This is a genomic window from Mycolicibacterium iranicum, assembly GCF_002101705.1.
Lineage (GTDB): Bacteria > Actinomycetota > Actinomycetes > Mycobacteriales > Mycobacteriaceae > Mycobacterium > Mycobacterium iranicum.
This window is the reverse complement of the sequence record NZ_LQPC01000020.1, coordinates 182,846-206,345: the sequence shown is the minus strand read 5'-3', so window position 1 is coordinate 206,345 and position 23,500 is coordinate 182,846. Positions and strand designations below refer to the sequence as shown.

Here is a 23,500-nt window from a genome sequence, read left to right as displayed (position 1 = left end):
GCCTGATGCCCATGTCCTCAGGTGCACCTCTGGAAGGCCGCGTCGCGCTGATCACCGGAGCCGCGCGCGGTCAGGGCCGGGCCCACGCGATCCGCCTGGCCAGCGACGGCGCCGACATCATCGCGATCGACGTCTGCAAACCGGTGTCGGAGGCGGTCACGTACCCGATGCCGACGGCCGAGGACCTGGCCGAGACCGTGCGCCTTGTCGAGGCGACGGGCCGTAAGGTGCTCTCCCGTGAGGTCGACATCCGTGACCTGGCGGCCCAGCAGCAGCTCGTCGCCGACGGAATCGAGCAGTTCGGCCGGCTCGACATCGTCGTCGCGAACGCCGGCATCCTGAGCTGGGGCCGCATCTGGGAGATGTCCGAGGAACAGTGGGACAGCGTCATCGACGTCAACCTCAACGGAACCTGGCGCACGATCAAGGCCGCGGTGCCCGCGATGATCGAAGCGGGCAACGGCGGCTCGATCATCATCGTCAGCTCGTCGGCAGGCACCAAGGCAACCCCGGGTAACGCCCACTACGCGGCGTCGAAACACGGTCTCGTCGCGCTGACCAACGCGCTCGCGATCGAGGCGGGGGAGTTCGGCATCCGGGTCAACTCCATTCACCCGTACTCCATCGACACCCCGATGGTGGAGCCGGACGAAATGATGAAGATCTTCGGCAAGTATCCGGCCTTCCTGCACAGCTTTTCGCCGATGCCGTACAAACCCGTTGCCCATGATGGCAAGCCGGGCCTGCAGGAATTCATGACGCCCGAAGAGGTGTCCGACGTGGTGGCATGGCTGGCCGGCGACGGGTCGGCGACGATCTCGGGGTCCCAGATCGCCGTGGATCGTGGCACCGCCAAGTACTAGCCGCGCAGTACCTCGGCGAATCGGTGGACAGCCCAGTCGATTTCGTCGGCGGTGATTACCAGCGGCGGTGCGAATCGCAGTGTCGAGCCGTGGGTGTCCTTGACGAGCACACCGCGTTCGGCGAGCCGCAGGCTGACCTCTTTTCCGGTGCCGTGCACCGGGTCGATGTCGACGCCCGCCCAGAGGCCTTCGCCGCGTACGGCGAGGACGCCGTGCCCGATCAGGTTGCCCAGACGGCGATGTAGGTGCTCACCCAGTTCCGTTGAGCGCTCCTGGAATTCGCCTCGCGCCAGCATGGCGACGACGGTGGAGCCAATCGCCGCCGCGAGCGGGTTTCCGCCGAACGTAGAGCCGTGCTCGCCTGGATGCAGCACGCCGAGAATGTGCCGGTCGGCGACGACCGCGGACAGCGGCATCACGCCGCCGCCGAGCGCTTTGCCGAGCAGATAGATGTCGGGGACGACGCCCCAGTGGTCGCACGCGAAGGTGCGTCCCGTTCTGGCCAGCCCGGACTGGATCTCGTCGGCGATCATCAGAACGTTGCGTTCGGTGCACAGCGCGCGCACCCGCGGCAGGTAGCCGTCGGGAGGCACGATGATCCCGGCCTCGCCCTGGATCGGTTCCAGCAGGACGGCGACGGTGTTCTCGTCAATCGTGCGCGCCAGCGCGTCGGCGTCCCCGAACGGCACCGACCGGAACCCGGGCGTGTACGGGCCGAAGCCGCGGCGTGCGGTCTCGTCGTCGGAGAAGCTGATGATCGTGGTGGTTCGGCCGTGAAAGTTGTTCTGCGCCACAACGATGTTCGAGTCTCTGACGCCTTTGACATCGGTGCCCCACTTGCGCGCGACCTTGATGCCGCTTTCTACGGCTTCGGCGCCGCTGTTCATCGGCAGCACCATGTCCTTGCCACACAGTTCGGCCAGGGCGGCGCAGAACGGGGCGAGCCGGTCGGAATGGAAGGCGCGGCTCACCAGCGTCACAGCGTCCAACTGTGCGTGCGCGGTGGCGGTCACCTCGGGGTTGCGGTGCCCGAAGTTGACGGCCGAATACGCGGCGAGGCAATCCAGATAGCGGCGACCTTCGACGTCGGTGATCCACACGCCTTCGGCGCTGGCGGCGACAACCGGTAGCGGAGAGTAATTGTGCGCGACGTGGCGTGCGTCGAGCTCGATCGTCTCCTGAGTTCTGGATGTCATGGTTGTCACGAATGCACTTCCAGCGTGCAGCATTTCACCGATCCGCCACCCTTGAGCAGCTCGGAGAGGTCGACTCCGACAGGCCGGAATCCGGCCAGTGCGAGGTGCTCGGCGAACCCGGTCGCCGCGGCGGGCAGCACCACGTTCAATCCGTCGGAGACGACGTTGAGACCGAGGACGTAGGCGTCGGCGCTGGTGACCTCGATGGCGTCGGGGAACATCCGCGCCAGCACCGCGCGGGAGTCCGGCGAAAAGGCGGGCGGGTAGTACGCCACGGTCGTGTCGTCGAGGACGGCGAGTGCGGTGTCGAGGTGATAGAACCGCGGGTCGACGAGTTCCAGGCTGACGACTTCCATTCCGAGGTGGCCGGCAACCTCGTCGTGCGCCCGCCGGTCGGTGCGGAAGCCGAAGCCGGCGAGGATGACGCAGCCGACGGCCAGGAAGTCACCCTGCCCCTCGTTGACGTGTCGTGTCTCGAATGGCTCGTAGCCGTTGCGCGCCATCCACTGCGCGTAGGCGACGGCCTCGCCGGCGCGCTCGGCATGGGCGAAGCGGGCGACGACTGCCTTGCCGTTGATGACGCTGCCCCCGTTGGCTGCGTAGACCATGTCCGGGAGTCCGGCGATGGGTTCGATGACCTCGACGCCGTGGCCGAGGTCGAGGTAGGTCTGGCGGAGCGCGTCCCATTGGGTCAGCGCGAGGCCGGTGTCGACGGGCGTGGACGCGTCCATCCAGGGGTTGATGACGTATTCGACTGCGAAGAACGTCGGGGTGGTCATGAGGTAGCGCCGGGTGCTGGCGGCGCGTCGGTGGGTTGCTTCTGTGACCAGCGCATCGGTGACCGGGGCACCGGCGATGTCCATCGTCATGCGATTAACGATATGAGTGGCTCTCTGCGCAATCAATCGACGGCTATTGCGTGTCTGATTAAGATTTGTTGCGCCAAGCCGGGCGTTCCGGCGTTTTGTTGCGTAGGGGTGAACGTGGACCGTCTGGACGAAACGGACGAGCGAATTCTGGCCGAACTCGCCGACAACGCGCGGGCCACGTTCGCCGAGATCGGGCAGCGCGTGAACCTGTCGGCACCCGCAGTCAAGCGCAGGGTCGACCGCATGCTCGACAGCGGTGTGATCAAAGGCTTCACCACGGTGATCGACCGCAACGCGCTCGGCTGGACCACGGAGGCGTTCGTGCAGGTGTTCTGCCACGGCACCATTGCGCCTGCCGAGCTGCGGGCCGCGTGGAAAGACATTCCCGAGGTGGTGGGCGCGGCGACGGTGACGGGCACAGCGGACGCGATGCTGCACGTACTGGCCCGCGACATGCGACATCTGGAGGAGGCGCTGGAGCGGATCCGATCCAGCGCGGACATCGAACGCAGCGAGAGCATCGTGGTGTTGTCGAACATCATCGAGCGCACTCCGAGTTGAGCGCCTGCGCGTGGGGTGGCGCGCATCAAATCTGCGGCATCGTGTAAAAAGCCCGAGTGGGCACATCAGAGGTTCCGGGCGGCGTCATCATCGTTGGTGGCGGGCTTGCCGCCGCACGCACGGCCGAGCAGCTGCGCCGATCGGAGTTCGCGGGCGCGATCACGATCGTCTCCGACGAGGATCACCTTCCCTACGATCGACCACCGCTGTCGAAGGAAGTTCTGCGCGCCGAGACGGACGACGTCACCCTGAAGCCGGCCGAGTTCTACGCCGAGAACAACATCACGGTGCTGCTCGGCAACGGCGCGAAGTCGGTCGACACCGAAGCCAAGACGCTGACGCTGGCCGACGGTTCGCAGCTGGGTTATGACGAGCTCGTCATCGCGACGGGATTGGTGCCCAAGCGCATCAAGTCATTCCCGGACCTGGCGGGCATCCATGTGCTGCGCAACTTCGACGAGAGCCTGGCGCTGCGGAAGGAAGCAGACTCAGCGTGCCGCGCGGTGGTCATCGGTGCCGGCTTCATCGGCTGTGAGGTCGCGGCGAGCCTACGCAAGTTGGGTGTCGACGTCGTTCTGGTGGAGCCCCAGCCCGCACCGCTGGCCTCCGTGCTCGGGCAGCAGATCGGCGATCTGGTGACCCGGCTGCATCGTGCCGAGGGCGTGGATGTGCGTTGCGGCGTCGGGGTTTCCGATGTCAGCGGCGACGATCGCGTGCGCAAGGTGACGCTGAGTGACGGTACCGAACTCGATGCCGACATCGTCATCGTCGGGATCGGGTCGCACCCTGCGACCGAGTGGCTCGAAGGCAGCGGGCTGGAGATCGACAACGGCGTGGTCTGTGACGAGGGCGGACGTACGAGCGCGCCCAACGTGTGGGCGATCGGTGACGTCGCGTCATGGCGCGACGACGTCGGAGGCCAAGTGCGCGTGGAACATTGGAGCAATGTCGCCGATCAGGCGAGAGTGCTGGTGCCGACGATGCTCGGCCAGGAACCGCCCGCCGCGGTCTCGGTGCCCTATTTCTGGAGCGACCAGTACGACGTGAAGATCCAGGCGCTCGGCGAGCCCGAGGCCACCGACACCGTGCACATCGTCGAAGACGACGGCCGCAAGTTCCTGGCCTACTACGAGCGCGACGGCGTGGTCGTAGGTGTCGTGGGCGGCGGGTTCCCGGGCAAGGTCATGAAGGTGCGCGCGAAGATCGCTGCGGGAGCGCCAATTTCGGACCTGATCGGCTAGTTGCTCTGCAACTTGGTCGGCATACAGCAGAGCCACCTCCTTGTGGGAGGTGGCTCTACTGCCTCTAGGGAAGTGTTATCACTTGACGTTGACGTAGTAGACGTAGCCGGTGATGGTCTGCTGGTAGGTGCGGTCGCTGAAGTCGTCCATGACGGTGCCGCGGATGGGGGCGCCGCGGTTGACGCTGACGACGTTGGCGTCGGCCAGGGAGGCGTCGGACTGCTTTTGGACGATGACGCGGTTGCCGTCGGCTTCCAGCTGGGCGATGGCGGCTTGGGCGTCGCCGGCGCCGGTGGGGGCGGCCAGGGCGGGGGCGGCCAGGCCCAGGAACGCGGCGGAGAAGGTGGCGGCTGCGGCGGTGGCGATGGTGAGGTTCTTCATTGTTCTGCTCTTCCGTGAGTTGTCGATCTTGGTGATCTGACTGTTCAAACCCGCATGTCAGGTAGTTCATTTCGGCTGGCAGAGATTGACCGGTCGGTGGCAGAAATCAGTGCGCCAACGTGTCAGTGGAGCCGGCTAAAGTAGCACATATGTTCGATTCGGCCGATGCGGTTGATGCGGTGAACGCGATGACGTTCGCGGCTCGTTGCGAGGCGCGGGCGATTGCAGAGCGACTCGCTGCGGTCGCGCGGCTCTATGCGATACGCAAGCAGACGTACCTTGAAGCGGGGTTGTGGCGTACCGATGTGTTCGAGGCCGTCGGAGCGGAAGTCTCTGCGGCCCAGAACATCAGCAGGGGGCGGGCGGCAAATCAGGTGCGTATGGCCGTGGCGTTGCATGAGCGACTCCCGCGAGTTGTGGAGGCATTCCGCCGCGGCGATATTGATTTTCGTATGGTGAAGACGACTTTGACGTGCACAGATAATGTCGAGGACGACGTCATTGCCGATCTGGACGAGGCATTGGCGCCGAGACTTGCCAGGTGGATGCGGTTGTCGGACAAGGTGCTCAAAGATCGGCTGGACCAGTGGGTGGCCAAGTTCGATCCGGCCGGTGTGCGAGTGCCGCCGATCGCCAAGGACAATCGCTATTTCGATGTCGAACCCGCCACGCCCGGCATGGCCTACGCCGGCGGCGTACTCAATGCAGAAGACGCCGCGGCATTCGACCAACGACTCAAGACCCTGATCGCTACGGTCTGCGCCAACGATCCGAGAACCGAAAACCAGCTGCGGGCAGATGCGTGTGGCGCCATGGGCCGCTGGGAGACAAGCCTCGTCTGCCAGTGCGGCGCCGACGATTGCCCGGCGACGACGCTCCGCGACTCCGCCGCCCAGGTGGTTATCCACATCCTTGCTGAGCAAGCGACCCTTGACGGCGCATCCGATGACCCGGGCTACATGTCCGGAATGGGGATCCTGCCGGCCGACGAAGTCCGAAAGGCCGCAAAGACGGCCAAGCTCAAACCAGTTCATCAGCCCGGAGCAGAACCGGAAAGTGGATACCGGCCGTCTGCGCGGCTGTCTGATTACCTGAGATGGCGTGATCTGACCTGCCGTTTCCCAGGGTGCGACGCGCCCGTCGAGAAATGCGATGTCGACCATACGACGCCGTGGCCGTTCGGGGTCACTCACGCCTCGGCCACCAAGCATTACTGCCGCACACATCATTTGATCAAGACGTTCTACACCGGTCCCAACGGCTGGCGTGACGAGCAATATCCGGATGGCACTGTCGTTTTGACCGCTCCGACCGGCCACGTCTACGTCACCGACTCCGCGGGCGGAATGCTGTTCCCCACGCTGGCAGCCCCGACCGCGACGTTACCTAATGCGGACGCCCCGGAGGAGTCGCCCGACAAGTCCGCGATGATGCCGCGGCGCAAGCGAACCCGCGAACAAGACCGGGCGTCCCGGATCCGACGAGAACGCCAAAAGCGGATCGAAATCAATGCGGAAAAGGAACGCCAGCATCAAGCCTGGCTCGCCGAGATCTACGAACCGCCGCCCTTCTAAGCACCTGCCGGCCCGTCTCGAGCTGACGATCGCTCTTCGTCGCGTCGTGGCGCGCTGCCCGACCCTCCCGGGTACACCAATCTGGCGGGACCCCCGGCCATCCGCGGCCCGCAGTCGCTGACCGTCGCATTCGGTCAGAGCTCACCCAGGTAAAACCGCGTACCTTGGGCATCGCTGCACAGTGCCGATTTTCCGTACGACTGTTGCAACGGTTCCTCGGGAACCTCGGCCACCGGTACCCAGTGGCGCCGCCGATAGTGGTCGGCCAGTTTGTGTCGCGCCACCCCGATGAGCCAAGGCATCGTCAATGCCGGCGGGGCCGGCTTTCTCGCAGCGTCCATCGCCGCCAGAAACGTCTCCGACGTCAGGTCTTCGGCCGTTCCCCGGTCAGCGCAGCGCCTGACGAAGTACCCGTACACCGCGGGCAGTGCCTCGTCGTTGAGCGCGAGCAGTGCCCGGGGGCCGCTCTCACCCCCCGATTCGGTGCTCACATCCCTATCGTCGTTGCGGAGGTCCAGACTCCGACACACCGATTTCGAGATCGGCCAAACCCGACGCCAACAAATCGAATGCCTCGCCGAGTGACACCGCCAACGACGCGGACTCGTCGGCAAGCCAGTACTCGTAGGCCGACAGGGAGACCGCCAGCATCGTCCACGCCACCGTCTGGGGCAGGAGGTCAGACGCCGACACCTGCAGCCGGCCGGCCACGAAGTCGGCCACCACCGCCCGCCAGCCCGCATACATTGTCATCGAATATGCCTGCAGTGCTTCGGTTTCCAGGATCAAGCGCATCCGCTGTCGGTGCCGGTCGGCATCGTCGAAGTCGTTGAACGCCAACAGTGCGGCACGCAGTGCATCCCGGATCGGCACGCTGGGATCGAGTTCGCCCAGCAGTCCCCGCATCAGATCGAGGTGCGCATCGAAGTCGCCCCACGGAAGCGCGCTCTTGGAGGGGTAGTACCGGAACAGCGTCCGTCTGGCGATCCCGGCCGCGGCGGCGACATCGTCGACGCTGACCTCGTCGAATCCGCGCGCCATGAACAGGTCGATCGCGACGTCGCTGATGTGCTCCCAGCTCGTCGAGCGACGACGACCTACGCGCGGCTTGGTGGCGCCCGTCACGATTCGCCCTTCCGTTTCGGCACTCGGTGCCTTATTGTTAGCGACCTACGTCACAAATGTCGAGACCCTACCGGGGTCCAGCCAACGGAAAGGCGAGTTCACATGGATCAGAACCAGCAGGTCGAGACCGAAGAACTGGTGACCGAGAGCCTCGTCGAAGAGGTCTCCATCGACGGGATGTGCGGGGTCTACTGAGCATGACCGCGCCGAGCACTTTCGACGCCGACCGGCACTGGCGGTTGCACCCGCAGGTGGCGGTGCGGCCGGAACCGTTCGGCGCGCTGCTCTACCACTTCGGAACCCGCAAGCTGTCGTTCCTGAAGAACCGGACGATCGTCGAGGTGATCAACTCGCTGTCCGATCACCCCGACGCTCGATCCGCTTGCCGCGCCGCAGGAATCGACGACAACGATCAGGCGCCCTACCTCCACGCGCTGGGCGTGCTCGTCCAGTCCAAGATGCTGATCGCCGATCCAGGAGAGAATTCATGACACTGGCAGCTCCGGTGCCCCGCCTCGTCGACCAGTTCGAGCGCGGCCTCGACGCGCCGATCTGCCTGACCTGGGAGCTGACGTACGCGTGCAATCTGTCGTGCGTGCACTGCCTCTCGTCGTCGGGTAAGCGGGATCCGCGCGAGCTGTCCACCGAGCAGTGCAAGGCGATCATCGACGAGCTCGAGCGCATGCAGGTGTTCTATGTGAACATCGGTGGCGGCGAGCCGACGGTGCGCAGCGACTTCTGGGAACTCGTCGACTACGCCACTGAGCACCACGTCGGGGTCAAGTTCTCCACCAATGGCGTCCGCATCACCAAGGAGGTGGCGGCCAAGCTGGCCGCCAGCGACTACGTCGACGTCCAGATCTCCCTGGACGGGGCGACGGCCGAGGTGAACGACGCGGTGCGCGGGCCCGGATCGTTCGCGATGGCTGTACGTGCACTGGAGAACCTCAAAGAGGCTGGATTCAAGGACGCCAAGATCTCGGTTGTGGTGACGCGCCACAACATCGACCAGCTCGACGATTTCAAGGCGCTCGCTGACAACTACGGCGCCACGCTGCGCATCACGCGGCTGCGCCCGTCCGGGCGCGGCGCCGACGTGTGGGACGAACTGCACCCGACTCCGGCTCAGCAGGTCCAGCTCTACGACTGGCTGGTCGCCCATGGTGAGCGCGTGCTCACCGGCGACTCGTTCTTCCACCTGTCGGGTCTCGGCGAGCCCGGTGCGCTGGCCGGTCTCAACCTGTGCGGCGCGGGCCGCGTGGTCTGCCTGATCGACCCGGTCGGCGACGTGTATGCCTGCCCGTTCGCGATCCACGACAAGTTCCTCGCCGGAAATATCCTGACCAGCAACGGATTCCAGGATGTCTGGCAGAACTCGCAGTTGTTCCGCGAGCTGCGCGAGCCGCAGTCCGCCGGCGCCTGCAGCGGATGCAACCACTACGACGCCTGCCGCGGCGGCTGCATGGCCGCCAAGTTCTTCACCGGCTTGCCGATGGACGGCCCCGACCCTGAGTGCGTGCAGGGCTACGGCGAGCCCGCGCTGGCTCTCGAACGCGACAAGCCGCGCTCGAGCGTGGATCATTCCCGCGCCGGTGGACGCAACAAGCCAAAGGGTCCGATCCCGCTCACGCTGCTGAGCGCACCGCCCAAGAAATTCTGCAACGAAAGTCCTGTCTGACGATGGCAAGAGATGAATGGTTCGAAACGGTCGCGATCGCCCAGCAACGGGCCAAAAAGCGGCTCCCCAAGTCCGCCTATTCGTCGCTGATCTCCGCCAGCGAGAAGGGCGTGTCGGTATCCGACAACGTCGAGGCGTTCGCCGAGCTCGGCTTCGCCCCCCACGTGGTGGGCGCCACGGAGAAGCGTGACATGGCGACAACCGTGATGGGGCAAGACGTTTCGCTGCCGGTCATCATTTCGCCGACGGGCGTGCAGGCTGTCCATCCCGACGGCGAGGTCGCCGTGGCGCGCGCCGCCGCGGCCCGCGGCACCGCCATGGGGCTGTCGTCCTTCGCGAGCAAGCCGATGGAAGAAGTTACCGCGGTCAACGACAAGATCTTCTTTCAGATCTACTGGCTGGGCAGCCGCGACGCCATCGCCGCGCGCATGGAACGCGCCAGGGCTGCGGGCGCCAAGGGTCTGATCCTGACCACCGACTGGAGCTTCTCGCACGGCCGCGACTGGGGCAGCCCCAAGATCCCGGAGCAGATGGATCTCAAGACCATGATCAAGATGAGCCCGGAAGTCATCACCAAGCCGCGCTGGTTCTTCAGCTTCGCCAAGCACCTGCGTCCGCCCGACCTGCGCGTTCCGAATCAGGGCAGGGCCGGTGAGCCGGGGCCCACCTTCTTCGAGGCGTACGGCGAGTGGATGGGTACACCACCGCCGACCTGGGAAGACGTCGCCTGGCTGCGGGAGCAGTGGGGTGGCCCGTTCCTGTTGAAAGGCATGGTTCGGGTCGATGACGCCAAACGTGCTGTGGATGCTGGGGTTTCGGCGATCACGGTGTCCAATCACGGGGGGAACAACCTCGACGGCACCCCGGCCGCGATCCGTTGCCTGCCCGCGATCGCCGACGCCGTCGGCGACCAGGTCGAGGTTTTGCTGGACGGTGGTATTCGGCGCGGTAGCGACGTCGTAAAGGCAGTTGCTCTCGGTGCCCGCGCGGTCATGATCGGCCGGGCGTACCTGTGGGGTCTGGCGGCCAACGGACAGGCGGGCGTGGAGAACGTACTCGACATTCTCAGCGGCGGCATCGACTCGGCACTGCGAGGCCTTGGCAAATCTTCGATCCACGAGCTGACCCGTGAGGACATCCTGATTCCGGACGGGTTCACGCGCACACTGGGAGCCTGAACCGGCGTCGTCGTCTCTGGTGCTGGCGGGGCTGTCGGGGCTGTCGTGAACCGGCGGCTCCGGGCCCAGACGGGCGGTGGGAAATCAATTGCCACGCATGCGCCAACATTTGGCGCACGCCAGGTGAATTCGGCCTACCATCGTCGCGTGGTCTACCCCCGCGAGCTCGGGAACTCGACGTCGAGGCAGCTCCATGACGCATCTGCAGCGCTGATCGTCCCTGTCGGATCGACCGAACAGCACGGACCTCACCTACCCCTGGACACCGACACACGCATTGCGACGGCCGTTGCGGAGGCGCTTGTCACCCTGCTGCGGGCGCGGAGTGAATCCAAGTGGCTCATCGCCCCCGCGATCGCCTACGGCGCGAGCGGCGAGCACGAGGGCTTTGCCGGCACGGTGTCAATTGGCATACCGGTACTGGCGGAACTTCTCGTTGAGTTCGCCCGGTCTGCATGTCGGTGGTCGTCGCGCGTGGTCTTCGTCAACGGACACGGTGGAAACGTCGAGGCGCTGCGCCGAGCGGTGGCCCTACTGCGGTACGAGGGTCGCGACGCGGGGTGGTGCTCGTGTGTCGCCAGCAACGCCGACGCCCACGCCGGGCATACCGAAACATCCGTATTGCTACATATTTCGCCTAACGTGGTGAGGCAAGATGAACGGGTACCGGGAAACCGGGCTCGGTTGTCGGAGCTGCTGCCAGAGATGCGGCGCGGGGGTGTCGCGGCCGTAAGTTCGCTGGGGGTCTTGGGGGACCCCACGACAGCGACAGCGGACGAGGGGAGGAAGATCTTTGCCGAAATGGTGGACGCGTGCGCAGGGCGCGTTGCCCGATGGGCACCTGATCGCGAGGGGATGTTGACATGACGGGGCCGCGACTGCCGGACGGGTTCGCCGTCCAGGTCGATCGGCGCGTGCGCGTCCTCGGCGAAGGTGCGGCGCTCCTCGGCGGATCGCCCACCCGCCTGCTCCGCTTGGCCCCGGCCGCTCAGACCATGCTCAACGGCGGCAGACTCGAGGTCCACGATGCGGTCAGCGCACAATTGGCTCGCACCCTGCTCGACGCCACCGTCGCGCACCCCCGCCCGCTGAGCGGCCCGTCGCACCGCGACGTCACCGTCGTTATCCCGGTGCGCGACAACGCGTCCGGACTCATCAGGTTGGTGGCCGCCCTGCGTGGCCTCAAGGTCGTCATCGTCGATGACGGCTCGGCGCGGCCGGTGCGGGAAACGGATTTCGCGTCCATGCACTGCGACGTGCGGATCCTGCGCAACGCCAGGAGCAAGGGGCCGGCGGCGGCCCGCAACGCCGGTCTCGCGGTCTGCAACACCGACTTCGTGGCGTTCTTGGATTCGGACGTGGTGCCGCGGCGCGGGTGGCTGGAAGCCCTTCTCGGGCACTTCTGCGACCCGACCGTGGCGCTGGTGGCCCCGCGGATCGTCGCGCTGGAGAAGTCCGACAGCGTGGTCGCCCGCTACGAGGCGGTGCGTTCGTCGCTGGATCTCGGATTGCGCGAGGCCCCGGTGATTCCGTTCGGGACGGTGTCCTATGTGCCCAGCGCCGCGATCATCTGCCGGCGCAGCGCCCTGCTCGATGTGGGCGGTTTCGATGAGAGCCTCGTCTCGGGAGAGGACGTCGACCTGTGCTGGCGTCTCAACGAGGCAGGGGCGCGGCTGCGCTACGAACCGATCGCCATGGTGGCTCACGATCATCGCACCGAGTTGCGAAAGTGGTTCGCCCGCAAATCTTTCTACGGTGGTTCGGCGGCGCCGCTGACGATCCGCCATCCCGGTAAGACGGCTCCGCTGGTGATCTCGGGCTGGACGCTGGTGGTGTGGATGCTCGTCGCCCTCGGTTCCTGCATCGGCTACGTCGCCTCGGTTGCCGTCGCCGCGATCACCGGGCGCCGCATCGCGAAATCGCTGTCGAGTGTGCAGACCGAGCCCATGGAGGTCGCCGTCGTGGCGGCGCACGGGCTGTGGTCGGCTGCGCTTGCGCTGGCGTCGGCGATCTGCCGGCACTACTGGCCGATCGCAATGGTGGCCGCAGTCCTGTCGAAACGCTGCCGCCGGGTCGTGGTGGTGGCCGCCGTGCTCGACGGCGTATTCGACTGGGCCACCCGTAACGGCAACGCCGACGAGGACACCAAGCGCGTCGGTCTGCTCACCTACATCCTGCTCAAGCGGATCGACGACATCGCCTACGGCCTCGGCCTGTGGACCGGCGTGGTCCGCGAGCGTCACGCCGGAGCCCTCAAGCCGCAAATCCGGACCTGAGTGGACGTCCTGATCGTCGGGGCGGGCAGCGCGGGTTCGGTCCTGGCAGAACGTCTTTCCGTCGACGACACTTGCAACGTCACAGTGGTGGAGGCGGGTCCCGGTCCTGCCGACCCCCTGGTTGCCAGCCAGATCACCGACGCGCTGCGGCTGCCGATCGGCATCGCCAGCGCGCTGGTGCGCCGCTACCCGAGCGCACTGACCGACGCGCCGCGGCGCTACACCCAGCTGATGCGCGGCAGGGTCGTCGGCGGTTCCGGTGCCGTCAACGGTGGTTACTTCTGCCGGGCCTTTCCGTCTGACCTCGACGGCTGGGGCATCGACGGATGGACGTGGGCCGACGTTCTCCCGCACTTCACAGCCATTGAGACCGATCTGGACTTCGCAGGTCCTGTACACGGCTCCGACGGCCCGATCAGGGTTCGCCGGGTCGCCGAATTCGATGGCTGCACAGCGTCGTTCGTCGATGCCGCCCGTGAGGCTGGATTCGATTGGATCGCCGATCTCAACGGGTCGACGCCAGAGAACCCCCTCCTCCCCGGGGTGGGCGCGGTGCCGCTCAACATCGACCGCGGCACCCGTGTCGGACCGGGAGGTGCATTCCTGGAGCCGGCGCTGCGACGTCCGAACCTGACGGTGCGGACCGAAACCCGAGCTGTGCGGTTGCGGCTCTCGGGAGGCCGTGCCGTCGGCGTGGACTGCGTCGGTCCGGACGGTGCAGTGTCTCTGACCGCCGATCGGATCGTCGTGTCGGCCGGTGCGATCGCCTCGGCCCAGTTGCTCATGCTGTCCGGGATCGGGCCGGAATATGTGCTGCGCGCCGCCGGGGTGACGGTGGCGCACGATCTTCCCGTCGGTGTCGACACCATCGACCATCCGGAATGGGTGCTTCCGGTGACGTGGCCGGCGACCCACGGGGTGCCGCCACTGGAAGCCGTGCTGACGACGGCGGACGGGGTGGAGATCCGGCCCTACACGGCGGGCTTCGGAGCGATGACGACCGGCCGCCGCGACGACCCCACCGACCGGCCGCACATCGGGGTGACGCTGATGCGCCCGCAGTCGCGGGGCAGCGTCAGGATCGTCTCGCCCGATCCCGACGCCGATCCTGTCATCGAGCAGCGCTACGACAGCGCCCCCGCCGATGTCGAGCTGCTCCGTGCCGGCACTCGGTTGGCAAGCGAATTAGCAGGAACCACAGTGCAATCCGAGGAAATCTGGTCGACATCGCAGCATTTGTGCGGGACAGCGAAAATGGGTGCGGTTGTCGACGGGCAGTGCCGTGTCTACGGCCTGCAGAATCTTTGGGTGGTGGACGGTTCGATCCTGCCGGAGATTCCGAGTCGCGGGCCACACGCGACCATCGTGATGGCCGGGCACCGCGCCGCGGAGTTCATCGCCGGTGCCGGCCCGAGTCCCGTGTGAGGAATGCCCACTGTCGGCCGTCGCGTCCGGGCGCCCAGATGATGAGGAACACCGCTCCCAGGACGAGCACGGTCGACATGACGACGAGTGCCTGGTCCATGGCCTGAAGGAACGCCGCTTCCGCGAGGCCGGCGAGTTGGAGGCCCTGAGGTCCCATCTGTTCTGAGATCGACTGGGCGTAGGCCAGTGAATCGGTGGCCGAGTCTCGGATCTGCTCCGGGAACGCGCCGAGTTTCGGTGCCAGTGCGCTGTGATAGACCGCCGCCAGCACTGATCCCGCGACGGCGATGCCGATCGCCGCGCCGACCTCCCGGGTGGCGTCGTTGACCGCCGACGCAACGCCCTGCTTCTCGTCCGGCACGGCGTTCATGATCGCTGATGTCGTTGGTGCCGTGCACAATCCAACTCCCATTGCGTTGACGAGCATGGGGCCAACCAGGTCGAGGAAGGTCGCGTCCACCGTTAAGAACGTCATCCAGAACAGTCCGGCGGCGATGAGCGCCAGGCCGAGGCTCGTCGCAAAGCGCAGTCCGATCTTGGGCAGGAAGAGGTGGATGGTGCTCGACAGGATCAGCATCGGCACGGCGAGCGGAGACAGGGCGAATGCCGTCTGCAGGGCGGTGTAACCCATCACGAGCTGCATGAATTGCATGGAAATGAAGAAGAATCCGAACATCGCGAAGAACAGGAATGTGATTCCTGTTGCGCCGGTGCTGAATTCGGGGGAACGGAACAGTCGCACGTCGAGCAGCGGATGGTCACGCCGAAGTTGCAGCGTGGCGAACGCCGCCACGAGGACCACGCCGAGCGCGATGCAACCCAGTACCATCGGATCACTCCACCCGCGTACAGGGGCCTCGACGACTCCGAGCACGAACACGGCAAGGCCGAGTCCGATCAACGCGCCGCCCGCCCAGTCGATCGGCGTCGCGGTCTCGTCGCGCGACGAGCCGATGGTCAGGGTCACAGCGAACATCAGCACGCCGGCAGCGGCGAAGCCGTAGAAGATTGACTGCCACGAGAAGTGCTGGAGTAGAAGGCCGGTCCCGAGGAAGCCGAAGATGGCGCCGGAGCCGGCGACGCCGGCCCAGATGCCGACGGCCTTGTTGCGCTCCGATTTCGGAAACGCCGCGGTCAACAGAGACAGGGTGGCGGGCATGATCAACGCCGCGCCGACGCCGGCGACCACGCGCGACAGGATGATCTCGGTAGGGCTGCCGAAGACGATCGGTGCGGCCGAGGCCACCGAGAAAATGGCCAGGCCCACCAGGAGCGCGCCCCGTCTGCCGTAGCGGTCGCCGATGGCTCCCGCGGGCAGCAGCAGGCATGCCAGCGCCAGGGTGTATCCATCGACGACCCATGTCAGCTGGGTCTGGGTCGCCGAGGTCTCCCGTGCGATGTCGGGCAGCGCGGCGTTGAGCGCCACCATCGACGCCATGACCAACAGGACGTCTGCGCTGGCGACGCACAGGATCCAGTTCCTGCGGCGACTCGAAGCAGCCGTCGGCGCGCGGTCGATATCCTGGTCGGACTGCGTGGGAGCGTCGACCATGTCGCCTCTTCCTGCCGAGTTTTTTCGAGACTAGCAGTCTCAAAAGTTTTGGGCTCTTTGTTCCCCGTCCGGAGGTGAAGGAAACGCATGGACGCCTCCAGTGGCGATCCGAGGCCCGCGCGCTCGCGCGCCCGTCTGCTCGAGGCGGCCACCGCCCTACTGCGAGCGGGAGGCCCCGGAGCCGTCACCGTCGACGCCGTGACGCGACACGCCAACGTCGCACGGGCGACGCTCTACCGGCACTTTCCCAGCGCCAACGACCTGGTCGCGGCGTCCTTCGCCAACCTCATCTCCCCGCCGCCGATGCCGCCCGCCGAGGGCAGCCTCCGAGACCGCCTGCTCGCCGTCGTCGTCGGGTGGGCCGACGCGATCGCCGAGGCTCCGATCACGCTCACCGCAATGGCCTGGGTGTCGTTCGGGCCCGAGATGCCGCGCATCCCCGATGGATCCAGTCCCGGGGTTCAGACGTTGAGACAGCGCATCGCCGAGGAGTACTCGGCGCCGTTCATCCGACTACTCGAAAGCCCGCAGGCGGTCACCGAACTGGAGCCGGTGGACCTCAACACCGCGCTCGCGCTGCTGATCGGCCCTTTGACGTTCGGTCGCGTCAGCACATTGGCCGACTTCGACTACCGCGCCGTCGCTGCCGCCGCGGTCGATGCGTTCCTCACCACATACTCACGACGGCCGGTCAGCGCAGCGAGTACCGAACCGGAAGGTGCTTGAGACCGCCGACGAATGTGGTGGCCGCCCATTCCGGGTCGCCGGCCATCTCGATCGATTCCAGCCGGGGAACCAACTCGGTGAACAGGCTGGTCATCTCCATCCGGGCCAGCGCGGCGCCGAGACAGAAGTGCACGCCGTAGCCGAACGACACGTGCCGGTTGGGATCGCGGGCGACGTCGAAGCGGAACGGGTCGTCGAAGATCTCCTCGTCGCGGTTGCCCGACACATAGGCCAGGTAGACCGACTCGCCCTTGGCGATCGGCACACCTCGCACCTCGGTGTCCTCGGCCGCGGTGCGCATGAACTCCTTGACCGGTGTGGTCCAGCGGATCATCTCCTCGACCGCCGTCGGCATCAGGTCGAGGTTGTCGCGCAGGCGCGCCAGCTCGCCGGGGTTCTCGATCAGGGCCTGTAGGCCCCCTGAGATCGCGTCCTTGGTGGTGTCATGGCCGGCGCTGGCGACGATGACGTAGTAGGACGCGGTGTCGATGTCCGACATCGGCTCGCCGTCGATCTTGCCGTTCGCGATCGCCGACGCGAGGTCGTCGGTGGGGTTCTCGCGCCGCGATGCGGTCAGCTTGGCGAAGTAGGCGAAGAAGTCGAGCAGAACCGCCATCTGCTCCTCGGGACTGACGCCGCGTTTGTACTCGTCGTCGTCGCCCCCGAACATCTCCTGGGTCAGCGAGTGCATCCGACCGTAGTCCTCTTCGGGCAGGCCGAGCAGCGACATGATCACGTACAGCGGGAACTGCACCGCGATGTCGGTGACGAAGTCACATTCAGGGCCGATGTCACGCATCCGGTCCACGTAGCGCTTGGCGAGCTCATCGACGCGAATCTTCAAGTCGCGCATGGCTTTCGGGCGGAACCAGTCGGCGCCGATGGCCCGCACCTTGCGGTGGTGCGGGTCGTCCATGTGGATCAGGGTGCGCAGGCCCATGCCTGCTTCCATCTGGGCGGCCATGTAGTCGTCGGCGGCCGCGGTCGCGAGCAGCGGGCGAGGTTCGGACAACCACAGATCGTTGGCGCGCTCGATGGCCATGATGTCGGCGTGCTTGGTGATTGCCCAGAACGGGCGGTACGGCTTGAGGTCAACCCACGCGACGGGCTCGTTGGCCCGTAGATAGGCGAGCGCCGTGTGCAACCGGTCGTTGTCGGCGTATGCCGTCGGGTCGGCCAGTACTTTGGCGTGCTCATCCATGGTGGGTGTGGTCATGCCATCTCCTCGTTGGGGCTGAAGGAAATTTGACGGGTGTCAACTACCGACAGTCTATGTGACGGTCGCCACTTCGCCAACGGCGGCTCCGGGTAAGTCACCGTAAGCTCGGGACTCGTGCGCGTCGTGCTCGCCGTGGTGGCGCTTCTTCTCGTCGCCGGGTGTAGCGGATCGCGCGAGGCCGATACCTCGGCGTCGGTGTCGACGGACCCCGCAGTCGTGCAGACCGGCTCGGGCACCCTCCGCGGCGTCGTCGCGCCCGATCATCGTCTTTTCGCCGGGATTCCTTATGCCGCACCGCCGGTGGGTGCGCTGCGCTGGCAGGATCCGGAGCCCGCCCCGCCGTGGGACGCCGTACGTGACGCCACCGCGTTCGGGCCGCGCTGCATGCAGGACCTCACCGGGGACATCGAGCTCGGCAGGCAGACCGATGAGGACTGCCTCAGCCTCAACGTGTGGACACCTCCGGTATCCGAGGACGGAGCTCCCAAGCCCGTCATGGTGTGGATCCACGGAGGCTCGTTCGTGGCGGGCAGCGGCGGAATCTACGACTCCCGGCGCCTCGTGTCCCGCGGTGACGTCGTCGTGGTCACTCTCAACTACCGGCTCGGTGCCCTCGGATTTCTGGCCCATCCCGCGCTCGGGCCGCCCGGCGCCGTCGGAAACTACGGGCTGGCCGACCAGCAGGCCGCCCTGCGCTGGGTGCGCGACAACATCGCGAACTTCGGCGGCGACCCAGGCAAGGTCACGGTCGCGGGGGAGTCCGCAGGCGGCATGTCGGTGTGCGACCACCTGGTGGCGCCCGGTTCGGAAGGCCTCTTCGGTGCGGCCGTCGTGATGAGCGGCCCTTGCCAGTCGCAGCTCGCGCTGCCAGCAGCGCAGGACCGCAGCGTCGCCTACGCCGCCGACCTCGGGTGCGGCGATCCCGAATCTGCAGCCGAGTGCCTACGCGCGCTGCCGGCCAACAAACTGCGCACCCCGATCTGGTACTACGGCATCGGCGACGACCAGCTCAGCGGTCCGGTGACCGGGACGGCCGCCCTGCCGACCGATCCCGTCGCGGCATTCGGCGAGGGCAAGGCGGCAAAGGTTCCGGTCCTGATGGGCACGACGCGGGACGAATGGACGTTGTTCGTCGCGCTGCAGCGCATCCGCGACGGCAGGGATTACACCCCCGAGGAGTATCCGCGCCTGCTGTCCGACACGTTCGGACCCGACGCGGCCGCGGTGGCGCAGCGCTATCCACTCTCGGACTTCCCGAATGTGGCGCTCGCCTACGCGGCCACCGTCACCGACGGAGTGCTCGCCTGCCCGGGAAAGCGCTGGGCGCGCGAGCTCGCGGCTGACGAGAACGTCTACTTCTACGAGTTCAACGATCGCAACGCCCCCGCCCCCGATCCGTTGAAGGCCCTGCCGTTCCCCGTGGGGGCCAGCCACTCCCTGGAACTGCGCTACCTGTTCGACGTCGGGGGCGCGTCACCGCCGGATCCCGCGCAGGTCGAACTCGGCAACCAGATGGTCGACTACTGGGCGAGATTCGTGAAGGCGGGAAGCCCCGGCGGCGATTGGTCCGTCGTGGCCGACGGCGTCATGTCGCTGCAACCCGACGGAAGCCGCATGATCGACGACTTCGGCGCCACCCACCGGTGCGAGTTCTGGGACGGCCTGCAGTAGCTCAGGCCGGCGTCACCCAGCAGGTGATGTCGGCATGCACGACCTCGGTGCCGTGGTCGTCGACGACGCTGACCGGGATCACGAACTCCACGCCGTCGGTGATCTGCGTGAAATCCGGGGGGTCCAGCCGCGCGGTCGCGCGCAGTGACGTCGTCGCCTTCTGCAGGTAGGCGACGGTCATCGACTTCGGAATCCAGCGGTGCGACCTCGGCACCGTCGCCTCCATCAACATGCCCATGGCGGCTTCTGCCGCGTTGCATGACGCGATGGCGTGCACCGTGCCCAGGTGGTTATGGAGGAAGAACCAGTTGGGGACCGACACCTCGGCCATGCCGGGCTCCATGCGCCGGACGTGCGGGAGGATGGACGCGAAATACGGCACCCTGGCCATTGCGGCCATCGAAAACAGCCTGGATCCGGCGGGTATGCCAGAGAGCCGCTGCCATGCCCGATACGTCGGCGAACTCGTCACGGCGATGACCTTACTCGTCGGTAAGTTCGACGGCGGCCCCCGAGCATGCGATGGTGGCGGGAAATGGGCGAGTTTCGGGCCCTGGAAGCACGTTCGCGGCGGCGTCTAGGCCTCCACCAGGGATTTGGAGCACGCCGCGATCTGAGGCATACTGTTCGGGTTGCCTTCAGCCGGGTTCGCCTGGCTGGGCATGCGACTGGCGCCCCTTGCGGGGCGCATCCGGTTCCCACCTCGATCGCGACGAACTTCCGACGCGGACGAGTGCGCGTACGGGCGACACACCCGACCGCGGGGACCGGTGAACCACAGACAGGTAAACAGCGGCGGCACAGCCAGGCCCGAGAGCGATTCGGGCCCGTTAGTAGTGAGGTAGGAGAAGGCGTGGCGGGACAAAAGATCCGCATCAGGCTCAAGGCCTACGACCATGAGGCGATTGACGCCTCTGCGCGCAAGATCGTCGAGACGGTTACCCGGACGGGCGCGAGCGTGGTCGGCCCGGTGCCGCTGCCGACCGAGAAGAACGTGTACTGCGTCATCCGGTCCCCGCATAAGTACAAGGACTCGCGGGAGCATTTCGAGATGCGCACGCACAAGCGGCTGATCGACATCCTCGACCCCACGCCGAAGACGGTGGACGCACTCATGCGCATCGATCTGCCGGCCAGCGTCGACGTCAACATCCAGTAAAGGAATTCCAGAACGATGGCTAGAAAAGGCATTCTGGGCACCAAGCTGGGCATGACGCAGGTGTTCGACGAGAACAACAAGGTCGTGCCGGTGACGGTCGTCAAGGCCGGGCCCAACGTCGTGACGCGCATCCGCACCCCGGAGCGCGACGGTTACAGCGCTGTGCAGCTCGCTTACGGCGAGATCAGCCCCCGCAAGGTGACCAAGCCGGTGACGGGGCAATACGCCGCCGCCGGTGTGAACCCCCGCCGCCACCTCGCCGAGCTTCGGCTCGACGACGAGGGCGCGGCCGCCGAGTACGAGGTCGGCCAGGAACTGACGGCGGAGATCTTCGCCGACGGCGCCTATGTCGACGTGACCGGCACCAGCAAGGGCAAGGGCTTCGCGGGCACCATGAAGCGCCACGGCTTCAAAGGCCAGGGGGCGTCTCACGGCGCACAGGCCGTGCATCGCCGGCCCGGCTCGATCGGTGGCTGCGCCACCCCGGGCCGCGTCTTCAAGGGCACGCGCATGTCGGGCCGCATGGGCAACGACCGCGTCACGACCCAGAACCTGAAGGTGCACAAGGTCGACGCTGAGAACGGCGTGCTGTTGATCAAGGGCGCCATCCCCGGACGCAACGGTGGTCTGGTAGTTGTCCGCACCGCAATCAAGCGAGGCGAGAAGTAATGGCTGACAAGACAATTGACGTGTTGACGCCGGCAGGCAAGAAGGACGGAAACGTCACCCTGCCTGCAGCGCTGTTTGATGTGGAGCCCAACATCGCGTTGATGCACCAGGTCGTCAATGCGCAGCTGGCCGCCAAGCGCCAGGGCACCCACTCGACCAAGACGCGCGGCGAGGTCTCCGGCGGCGGCAAGAAGCCGTACCGGCAGAAGGGCACCGGCCGCGCCCGCCAGGGCTCGACGCGTGCGCCGCAGTTCACCGGCGGCGGCGTCGTCCACGGCCCGCAGCCGCGCGACTACAGCGAGCGGACCCCGAAGAAGATGATCCGCGCCGCACTGCGCAGCGCGCTCTCGGATCGGGCCCGCAACGACCGCATCCACGCCGTCACCGAGGTCATCGAGGGTCAGACCCCGTCGACCAAGAGCGCCAAGGCGTTCCTGGCGACGCTGACCGACCGTCGGCAGGTGCTCGTGGTGATCGGCCGCGCTGACGAGACCAGCGCGCTGAGCGTGCGCAATCTGCCTGGCGTGCATGTGATCTCGCCCGATCAGCTCAACACCTACGACGTGCTCAAGGCCGACGACGTGGTGTTCAGCGTCGAGGCGTTGAACGCCTACATCGAAGCGAACACGAAGACCGAGACGACTGAGGAGGTGTCGGCCTGATGGCAACCGTGACCGATCCCCGCGACATCATCCTGTCCCCGGTGATCTCCGAGAAGTCCTACGGACTCATCGAGGACAACGTCTACACGTTCATCGTCCACCCGGACTCGAACAAGACCCAGATCAAGATCGCGATCGAGAAGATCTTCAAGGTCAAGGTCGATTCGGTGAACACGGCCAACCGGCCCGGCAAGCGCAAGCGCACCCGCACCGGCTACGGCCAGCGCAAGGCAACCAAGCGCGCCATCGTCACGCTGGCCGCGGGAAGCAAGCCCATCGATCTGTTCGGAGCGCCGGCCTAGTCCGGCAGGGAGATTTAGAAGATGGCTATTCGCAAGTACAAGCCGACCACCCCGGGCCGCCGCGGCTCGAGCGTGTCCGACTTCGCCGAGATCACCCGTGATCACCCGGAGAAGTCGCTGATCCGCCCGCTGCACGGCAAGGGCGGGCGCAACGCCCACGGCCGCATCACCACTCGGCACAAGGGTGGTGGCCACAAGCGCGCCTACCGCGTCATCGACTTCCGTCGCAACGACAAGGACGGCGTCAACGCCAAGGTCGCGCACATCGAGTACGACCCGAACCGCACCGCGAACATCGCGCTGCTGCACTTCGTCGACGGCGAGAAGCGCTACATCATCGCGCCGCAGGGCCTCAAGCAGGGCGCGGTCGTGGAGTCGGGCGCCAACGCCGACATCAAGCCGGGTAACAACCTGCCGCTGCGCAACATCCCCGCGGGCACGCTGATCCACGCCGTGGAGCTGCGTCCCGGTGGTGGAGCGAAGCTGGCGCGTTCGGCGGGCGCCTCGATCCAGCTGCTGGGCAAGGAGGGCACCTACGCCTCCCTGCGTATGCCCAGTGGTGAGATCCGCCGCGTCGACGTGCGCTGCCGCGCCACCGTCGGCGAGGTCGGCAACGCCGAGCAGGCCAACATCAACTGGGGCAAGGCCGGCCGTATGCGGTGGAAGGGCAAGCGCCCCACCGTCCGTGGTGTCGTCATGAACCCGGTCGACCACCCGCACGGCGGCGGTGAGGGTAAGACCTCCGGCGGCCGTCACCCTGTGAGCCCGTGGGGTAAGCCCGAGGGCCGTACTCGCAAGCCGAACAAGGCCAGCGACAAGCTCATCGTCCGTCGCCGGCGCACCGGCAAGAAGCGCTAGGGAGTCAACCGATGCCACGCAGCCTGAAGAAGGGCCCGTTCGTCGACGACCATCTGCTCAAGAAGGTCGACGTCCAGAACGAGAAGAACACCAAGCAGGTCATCAAGACCTGGTCCCGTCGGTCCACCATCATCCCCGACTTCATCGGGCACACCTTCGCCGTCCACGACGGTCGCAAGCATGTCCCGGTGTTCGTCACCGAGGCGATGGTCGGGCACAAGCTGGGCGAGTTCGCCCCCACCCGCACGTTCAAGGGTCATATCAAGGATGACCGGAAGGCGAAGCGGCGATGAGCGCTTGCGCGAAGAGCAAAGG

26 protein-coding genes and 1 pseudogene are annotated in these 23,500 nt (G+C 66.4%); 19 read left to right on the top strand and 8 right to left on the bottom strand.

Going from position 1 to position 23,500, the window contains the following annotated elements; genetic code table 11:
• The first annotated feature begins 5 nt into the window (after window positions 1-5).
• The gene (locus AWC12_RS06115) at window positions 6-863 is read left to right on the top strand and encodes a mycofactocin-coupled SDR family oxidoreductase (protein ID WP_024444703.1); all 858 of its coding nucleotides are present in this window, start codon (window positions 6-8) and stop codon (window positions 861-863) included.
• Here the strand turns inward: AWC12_RS06115 and rocD are convergent.
• Both rocD and ddaH read right to left on the bottom strand, forming a co-directional pair.
• A complete protein-coding gene (rocD, locus tag AWC12_RS06110) occupies window positions 860-2,059 on the bottom strand; it encodes an ornithine--oxo-acid transaminase (protein ID WP_110808579.1) in 1,200 nt (399 codons plus the stop codon). The genes AWC12_RS06115 and rocD overlap by 4 nt on opposite strands.
• A 5-nt stretch (window positions 2,060-2,064) precedes the next feature.
• Window positions 2,065-2,922: a dimethylargininase gene (gene ddaH, locus AWC12_RS06105; protein ID WP_085173128.1), complete on the bottom strand. Its 858-nt coding sequence runs from the start codon at window positions 2,920-2,922 to the stop codon at window positions 2,065-2,067.
• 120 nt (window positions 2,923-3,042) lie between these two features.
• On the opposite strand from ddaH, the gene AWC12_RS06100 reads away from it, so the two are divergent.
• Both AWC12_RS06100 and AWC12_RS06095 read left to right on the top strand, forming a co-directional pair.
• Window positions 3,043-3,489 carry an Rv2324 family transcriptional regulator gene (locus tag AWC12_RS06100; protein ID WP_024444706.1) on the top strand — a complete coding sequence of 149 codons (447 nt, stop codon included), beginning with the start codon at window positions 3,043-3,045 and terminating at the stop codon, window positions 3,487-3,489.
• Between the two features lie 56 nt (window positions 3,490-3,545).
• The gene (locus AWC12_RS06095; protein ID WP_085172966.1) at window positions 3,546-4,730 is read left to right on the top strand and encodes an NAD(P)/FAD-dependent oxidoreductase; all 1,185 of its coding nucleotides are present in this window, start codon (window positions 3,546-3,548) and stop codon (window positions 4,728-4,730) included.
• A 78-nt stretch (window positions 4,731-4,808) separates the two neighbouring features.
• On the opposite strand, the gene AWC12_RS06090 is transcribed toward AWC12_RS06095, so the two are convergent.
• Window positions 4,809-5,111: a hypothetical protein gene (locus AWC12_RS06090; RefSeq protein ID WP_085172964.1), complete on the bottom strand. Its 303-nt coding sequence runs from the start codon at window positions 5,109-5,111 to the stop codon at window positions 4,809-4,811.
• A 149-nt stretch (window positions 5,112-5,260) separates the two neighbouring features.
• Here AWC12_RS06090 and AWC12_RS06085 point away from each other — a divergent pair, with 149 nt between their 5' ends.
• Window positions 5,261-6,685 carry an HNH endonuclease signature motif containing protein gene (locus AWC12_RS06085; RefSeq protein ID WP_085172962.1) on the top strand — a complete coding sequence of 475 codons (1,425 nt, stop codon included), beginning with the start codon at window positions 5,261-5,263 and terminating at the stop codon, window positions 6,683-6,685.
• Between the two features lie 215 nt (window positions 6,686-6,900).
• Here AWC12_RS06085 and AWC12_RS06080 read toward each other — a convergent pair.
• Window positions 6,901-7,176 (bottom strand): annotated as a pseudogene (locus tag AWC12_RS06080) (sigma-70 family RNA polymerase sigma factor); the annotation flags it as partial.
• A 4-nt stretch (window positions 7,177-7,180) separates the two neighbouring features.
• Complete coding sequence (gene mftR, locus AWC12_RS06075; RefSeq protein WP_085172958.1) at window positions 7,181-7,810, bottom strand: mycofactocin system transcriptional regulator MftR; 630 nt, start codon at window positions 7,808-7,810, stop codon at window positions 7,181-7,183.
• A 102-nt stretch (window positions 7,811-7,912) separates the two neighbouring features.
• Between mftR and mftA the strand changes: the two genes are divergently transcribed.
• From mftA to mftG, 7 genes are all read left to right on the top strand, one after another.
• On the top strand, window positions 7,913-8,005 hold the full coding sequence (gene mftA / locus AWC12_RS06070; RefSeq protein ID WP_081659991.1) for a mycofactocin precursor MftA: 93 nt from the start codon (window positions 7,913-7,915) through the stop codon (window positions 8,003-8,005).
• A 2-nt stretch (window positions 8,006-8,007) separates the two neighbouring features.
• Window positions 8,008-8,301, top strand: coding sequence for a mycofactocin biosynthesis chaperone MftB (gene mftB, locus AWC12_RS06065; RefSeq protein WP_024446183.1), 294 nt, complete (start codon window positions 8,008-8,010; stop codon window positions 8,299-8,301).
• Window positions 8,298-9,488, top strand: a complete 1,191-nt coding sequence (mftC, locus tag AWC12_RS06060; protein ID WP_024446184.1) for a mycofactocin radical SAM maturase — start codon at window positions 8,298-8,300, stop codon at window positions 9,486-9,488. Before mftB ends, mftC begins: the two co-directional genes overlap by 4 nt.
• A 2-nt stretch (window positions 9,489-9,490) precedes the next feature.
• Window positions 9,491-10,666, top strand: a complete 1,176-nt coding sequence (gene mftD / locus AWC12_RS06055) for a pre-mycofactocin synthase MftD (RefSeq protein ID WP_085172956.1) — start codon at window positions 9,491-9,493, stop codon at window positions 10,664-10,666.
• Between the two features lie 123 nt (window positions 10,667-10,789).
• Complete coding sequence (gene mftE, locus AWC12_RS06050) at window positions 10,790-11,533, top strand: mycofactocin biosynthesis peptidyl-dipeptidase MftE (RefSeq protein ID WP_085172954.1); 744 nt, start codon at window positions 10,790-10,792, stop codon at window positions 11,531-11,533.
• Window positions 11,530-12,942: a mycofactocin biosynthesis glycosyltransferase MftF gene (gene mftF, locus AWC12_RS06045; protein ID WP_085172952.1), complete on the top strand. Its 1,413-nt coding sequence runs from the start codon at window positions 11,530-11,532 to the stop codon at window positions 12,940-12,942. The genes mftE and mftF overlap by 4 nt, the downstream gene beginning before the upstream one ends.
• Complete coding sequence (gene mftG, locus AWC12_RS06040; RefSeq protein WP_085172950.1) at window positions 12,943-14,367, top strand: mycofactocin dehydrogenase MftG; 1,425 nt, start codon at window positions 12,943-12,945, stop codon at window positions 14,365-14,367.
• On the opposite strand, the gene AWC12_RS06035 is transcribed toward mftG, so the two are convergent.
• Window positions 14,336-15,919 (bottom strand): MFS transporter, encoded by a 1,584-nt coding sequence (locus AWC12_RS06035; RefSeq protein WP_085172949.1) that lies wholly within the window; start codon window positions 15,917-15,919, stop codon window positions 14,336-14,338. The genes mftG and AWC12_RS06035 overlap by 32 nt on opposite strands.
• An 87-nt stretch (window positions 15,920-16,006) precedes the next feature.
• Here AWC12_RS06035 and AWC12_RS06030 point away from each other — a divergent pair, with 87 nt between their 5' ends.
• Entirely contained in the window at window positions 16,007-16,645 is a 639-nt protein-coding gene (locus AWC12_RS06030) for a TetR/AcrR family transcriptional regulator (protein ID WP_085172947.1), read from the top strand.
• Here the strand turns inward: AWC12_RS06030 and AWC12_RS06025 are convergent.
• Entirely contained in the window at window positions 16,611-17,861 is a 1,251-nt protein-coding gene (locus AWC12_RS06025; RefSeq protein WP_085172945.1) for a cytochrome P450, read from the bottom strand. The two genes, AWC12_RS06030 and AWC12_RS06025, sit on opposite strands and share 35 nt — an antisense overlap.
• A 117-nt stretch (window positions 17,862-17,978) precedes the next feature.
• Between AWC12_RS06025 and AWC12_RS06020 the strand changes: the two genes are divergently transcribed.
• Window positions 17,979-19,535 (top strand): carboxylesterase/lipase family protein, encoded by a 1,557-nt coding sequence (locus tag AWC12_RS06020; RefSeq protein ID WP_085172943.1) that lies wholly within the window; start codon window positions 17,979-17,981, stop codon window positions 19,533-19,535.
• Between the two features lies 1 nt (window position 19,536).
• On the opposite strand, the gene AWC12_RS06015 is transcribed toward AWC12_RS06020, so the two are convergent.
• The gene (locus tag AWC12_RS06015) at window positions 19,537-20,007 is read right to left on the bottom strand and encodes a hotdog fold domain-containing protein (RefSeq protein ID WP_085172941.1); all 471 of its coding nucleotides are present in this window, start codon (window positions 20,005-20,007) and stop codon (window positions 19,537-19,539) included.
• Between the two features lie 381 nt (window positions 20,008-20,388).
• Here AWC12_RS06015 and rpsJ point away from each other — a divergent pair, with 381 nt between their 5' ends.
• The 6 genes from rpsJ to rpsS are packed head-to-tail and all read left to right on the top strand — an operon-like array spanning window position 20,389 to window position 23,478.
• Window positions 20,389-20,694: a 30S ribosomal protein S10 gene (gene rpsJ, locus AWC12_RS06010; RefSeq protein WP_003883485.1), complete on the top strand. Its 306-nt coding sequence runs from the start codon at window positions 20,389-20,391 to the stop codon at window positions 20,692-20,694.
• A 15-nt stretch (window positions 20,695-20,709) separates the two neighbouring features.
• On the top strand, window positions 20,710-21,363 hold the full coding sequence (gene rplC, locus AWC12_RS06005; RefSeq protein WP_024446194.1) for a 50S ribosomal protein L3: 654 nt from the start codon (window positions 20,710-20,712) through the stop codon (window positions 21,361-21,363).
• Window positions 21,363-22,025 (top strand): 50S ribosomal protein L4, encoded by a 663-nt coding sequence (rplD, locus tag AWC12_RS06000; RefSeq protein ID WP_085172940.1) that lies wholly within the window; start codon window positions 21,363-21,365, stop codon window positions 22,023-22,025. Before rplC ends, rplD begins: the two co-directional genes overlap by 1 nt.
• Window positions 22,025-22,327: a 50S ribosomal protein L23 gene (gene rplW / locus AWC12_RS05995; RefSeq protein ID WP_024446196.1), complete on the top strand. Its 303-nt coding sequence runs from the start codon at window positions 22,025-22,027 to the stop codon at window positions 22,325-22,327. The genes rplD and rplW overlap by 1 nt, the downstream gene beginning before the upstream one ends.
• A gap of 21 nt (window positions 22,328-22,348) precedes the next feature.
• Window positions 22,349-23,185: a 50S ribosomal protein L2 gene (gene rplB / locus AWC12_RS05990; RefSeq protein WP_024446197.1), complete on the top strand. Its 837-nt coding sequence runs from the start codon at window positions 22,349-22,351 to the stop codon at window positions 23,183-23,185.
• An 11-nt stretch (window positions 23,186-23,196) separates the two neighbouring features.
• Window positions 23,197-23,478 (top strand): 30S ribosomal protein S19, encoded by a 282-nt coding sequence (gene rpsS, locus AWC12_RS05985; protein ID WP_010908582.1) that lies wholly within the window; start codon window positions 23,197-23,199, stop codon window positions 23,476-23,478.
• Window positions 23,479-23,500 lie beyond the last annotated feature (22 nt).

What these genes read in the sequence shown, in the direction of transcription:
- AWC12_RS06115 (WP_024444703.1), top strand. Translation starts at nt 6, where the DNA reads ATGCCCATGTCCTCAGGTGCACCTCTGGAAGGCCGCGTCGCGCTGATC.
- rocD (WP_110808579.1), bottom strand. Translation starts at nt 2,059, where the DNA reads ATGACATCCAGAACTCAGGAGACGATCGAGCTCGACGCACGCCACGTC.
- ddaH (WP_085173128.1), bottom strand. Translation starts at nt 2,922, where the DNA reads ATGGACATCGCCGGTGCCCCGGTCACCGATGCGCTGGTCACAGAAGCA.
- AWC12_RS06090 (WP_085172964.1), bottom strand. Translation starts at nt 5,111, where the DNA reads ATGAAGAACCTCACCATCGCCACCGCCGCAGCCGCCACCTTCTCCGCC.
- AWC12_RS06085 (WP_085172962.1), top strand. Translation starts at nt 5,261, where the DNA reads ATGTTCGATTCGGCCGATGCGGTTGATGCGGTGAACGCGATGACGTTC.
- mftA (WP_081659991.1), top strand. Translation starts at nt 7,913, where the DNA reads ATGGATCAGAACCAGCAGGTCGAGACCGAAGAACTGGTGACCGAGAGC.
- mftB (WP_024446183.1), top strand. Translation starts at nt 8,008, where the DNA reads ATGACCGCGCCGAGCACTTTCGACGCCGACCGGCACTGGCGGTTGCAC.
- mftC (WP_024446184.1), top strand. Translation starts at nt 8,298, where the DNA reads ATGACACTGGCAGCTCCGGTGCCCCGCCTCGTCGACCAGTTCGAGCGC.
- mftD (WP_085172956.1), top strand. Translation starts at nt 9,491, where the DNA reads ATGGCAAGAGATGAATGGTTCGAAACGGTCGCGATCGCCCAGCAACGG.
- mftF (WP_085172952.1), top strand. Translation starts at nt 11,530, where the DNA reads ATGACGGGGCCGCGACTGCCGGACGGGTTCGCCGTCCAGGTCGATCGG.
- AWC12_RS06035 (WP_085172949.1), bottom strand. Translation starts at nt 15,919, where the DNA reads ATGGTCGACGCTCCCACGCAGTCCGACCAGGATATCGACCGCGCGCCG.
- AWC12_RS06030 (WP_085172947.1), top strand. Translation starts at nt 16,007, where the DNA reads ATGGACGCCTCCAGTGGCGATCCGAGGCCCGCGCGCTCGCGCGCCCGT.
- AWC12_RS06025 (WP_085172945.1), bottom strand. Translation starts at nt 17,861, where the DNA reads ATGACCACACCCACCATGGATGAGCACGCCAAAGTACTGGCCGACCCG.
- rplC (WP_024446194.1), top strand. Translation starts at nt 20,710, where the DNA reads ATGGCTAGAAAAGGCATTCTGGGCACCAAGCTGGGCATGACGCAGGTG.
- rplD (WP_085172940.1), top strand. Translation starts at nt 21,363, where the DNA reads ATGGCTGACAAGACAATTGACGTGTTGACGCCGGCAGGCAAGAAGGAC.
- rplW (WP_024446196.1), top strand. Translation starts at nt 22,025, where the DNA reads ATGGCAACCGTGACCGATCCCCGCGACATCATCCTGTCCCCGGTGATC.
- rplB (WP_024446197.1), top strand. Translation starts at nt 22,349, where the DNA reads ATGGCTATTCGCAAGTACAAGCCGACCACCCCGGGCCGCCGCGGCTCG.
- rpsS (WP_010908582.1), top strand. Translation starts at nt 23,197, where the DNA reads ATGCCACGCAGCCTGAAGAAGGGCCCGTTCGTCGACGACCATCTGCTC.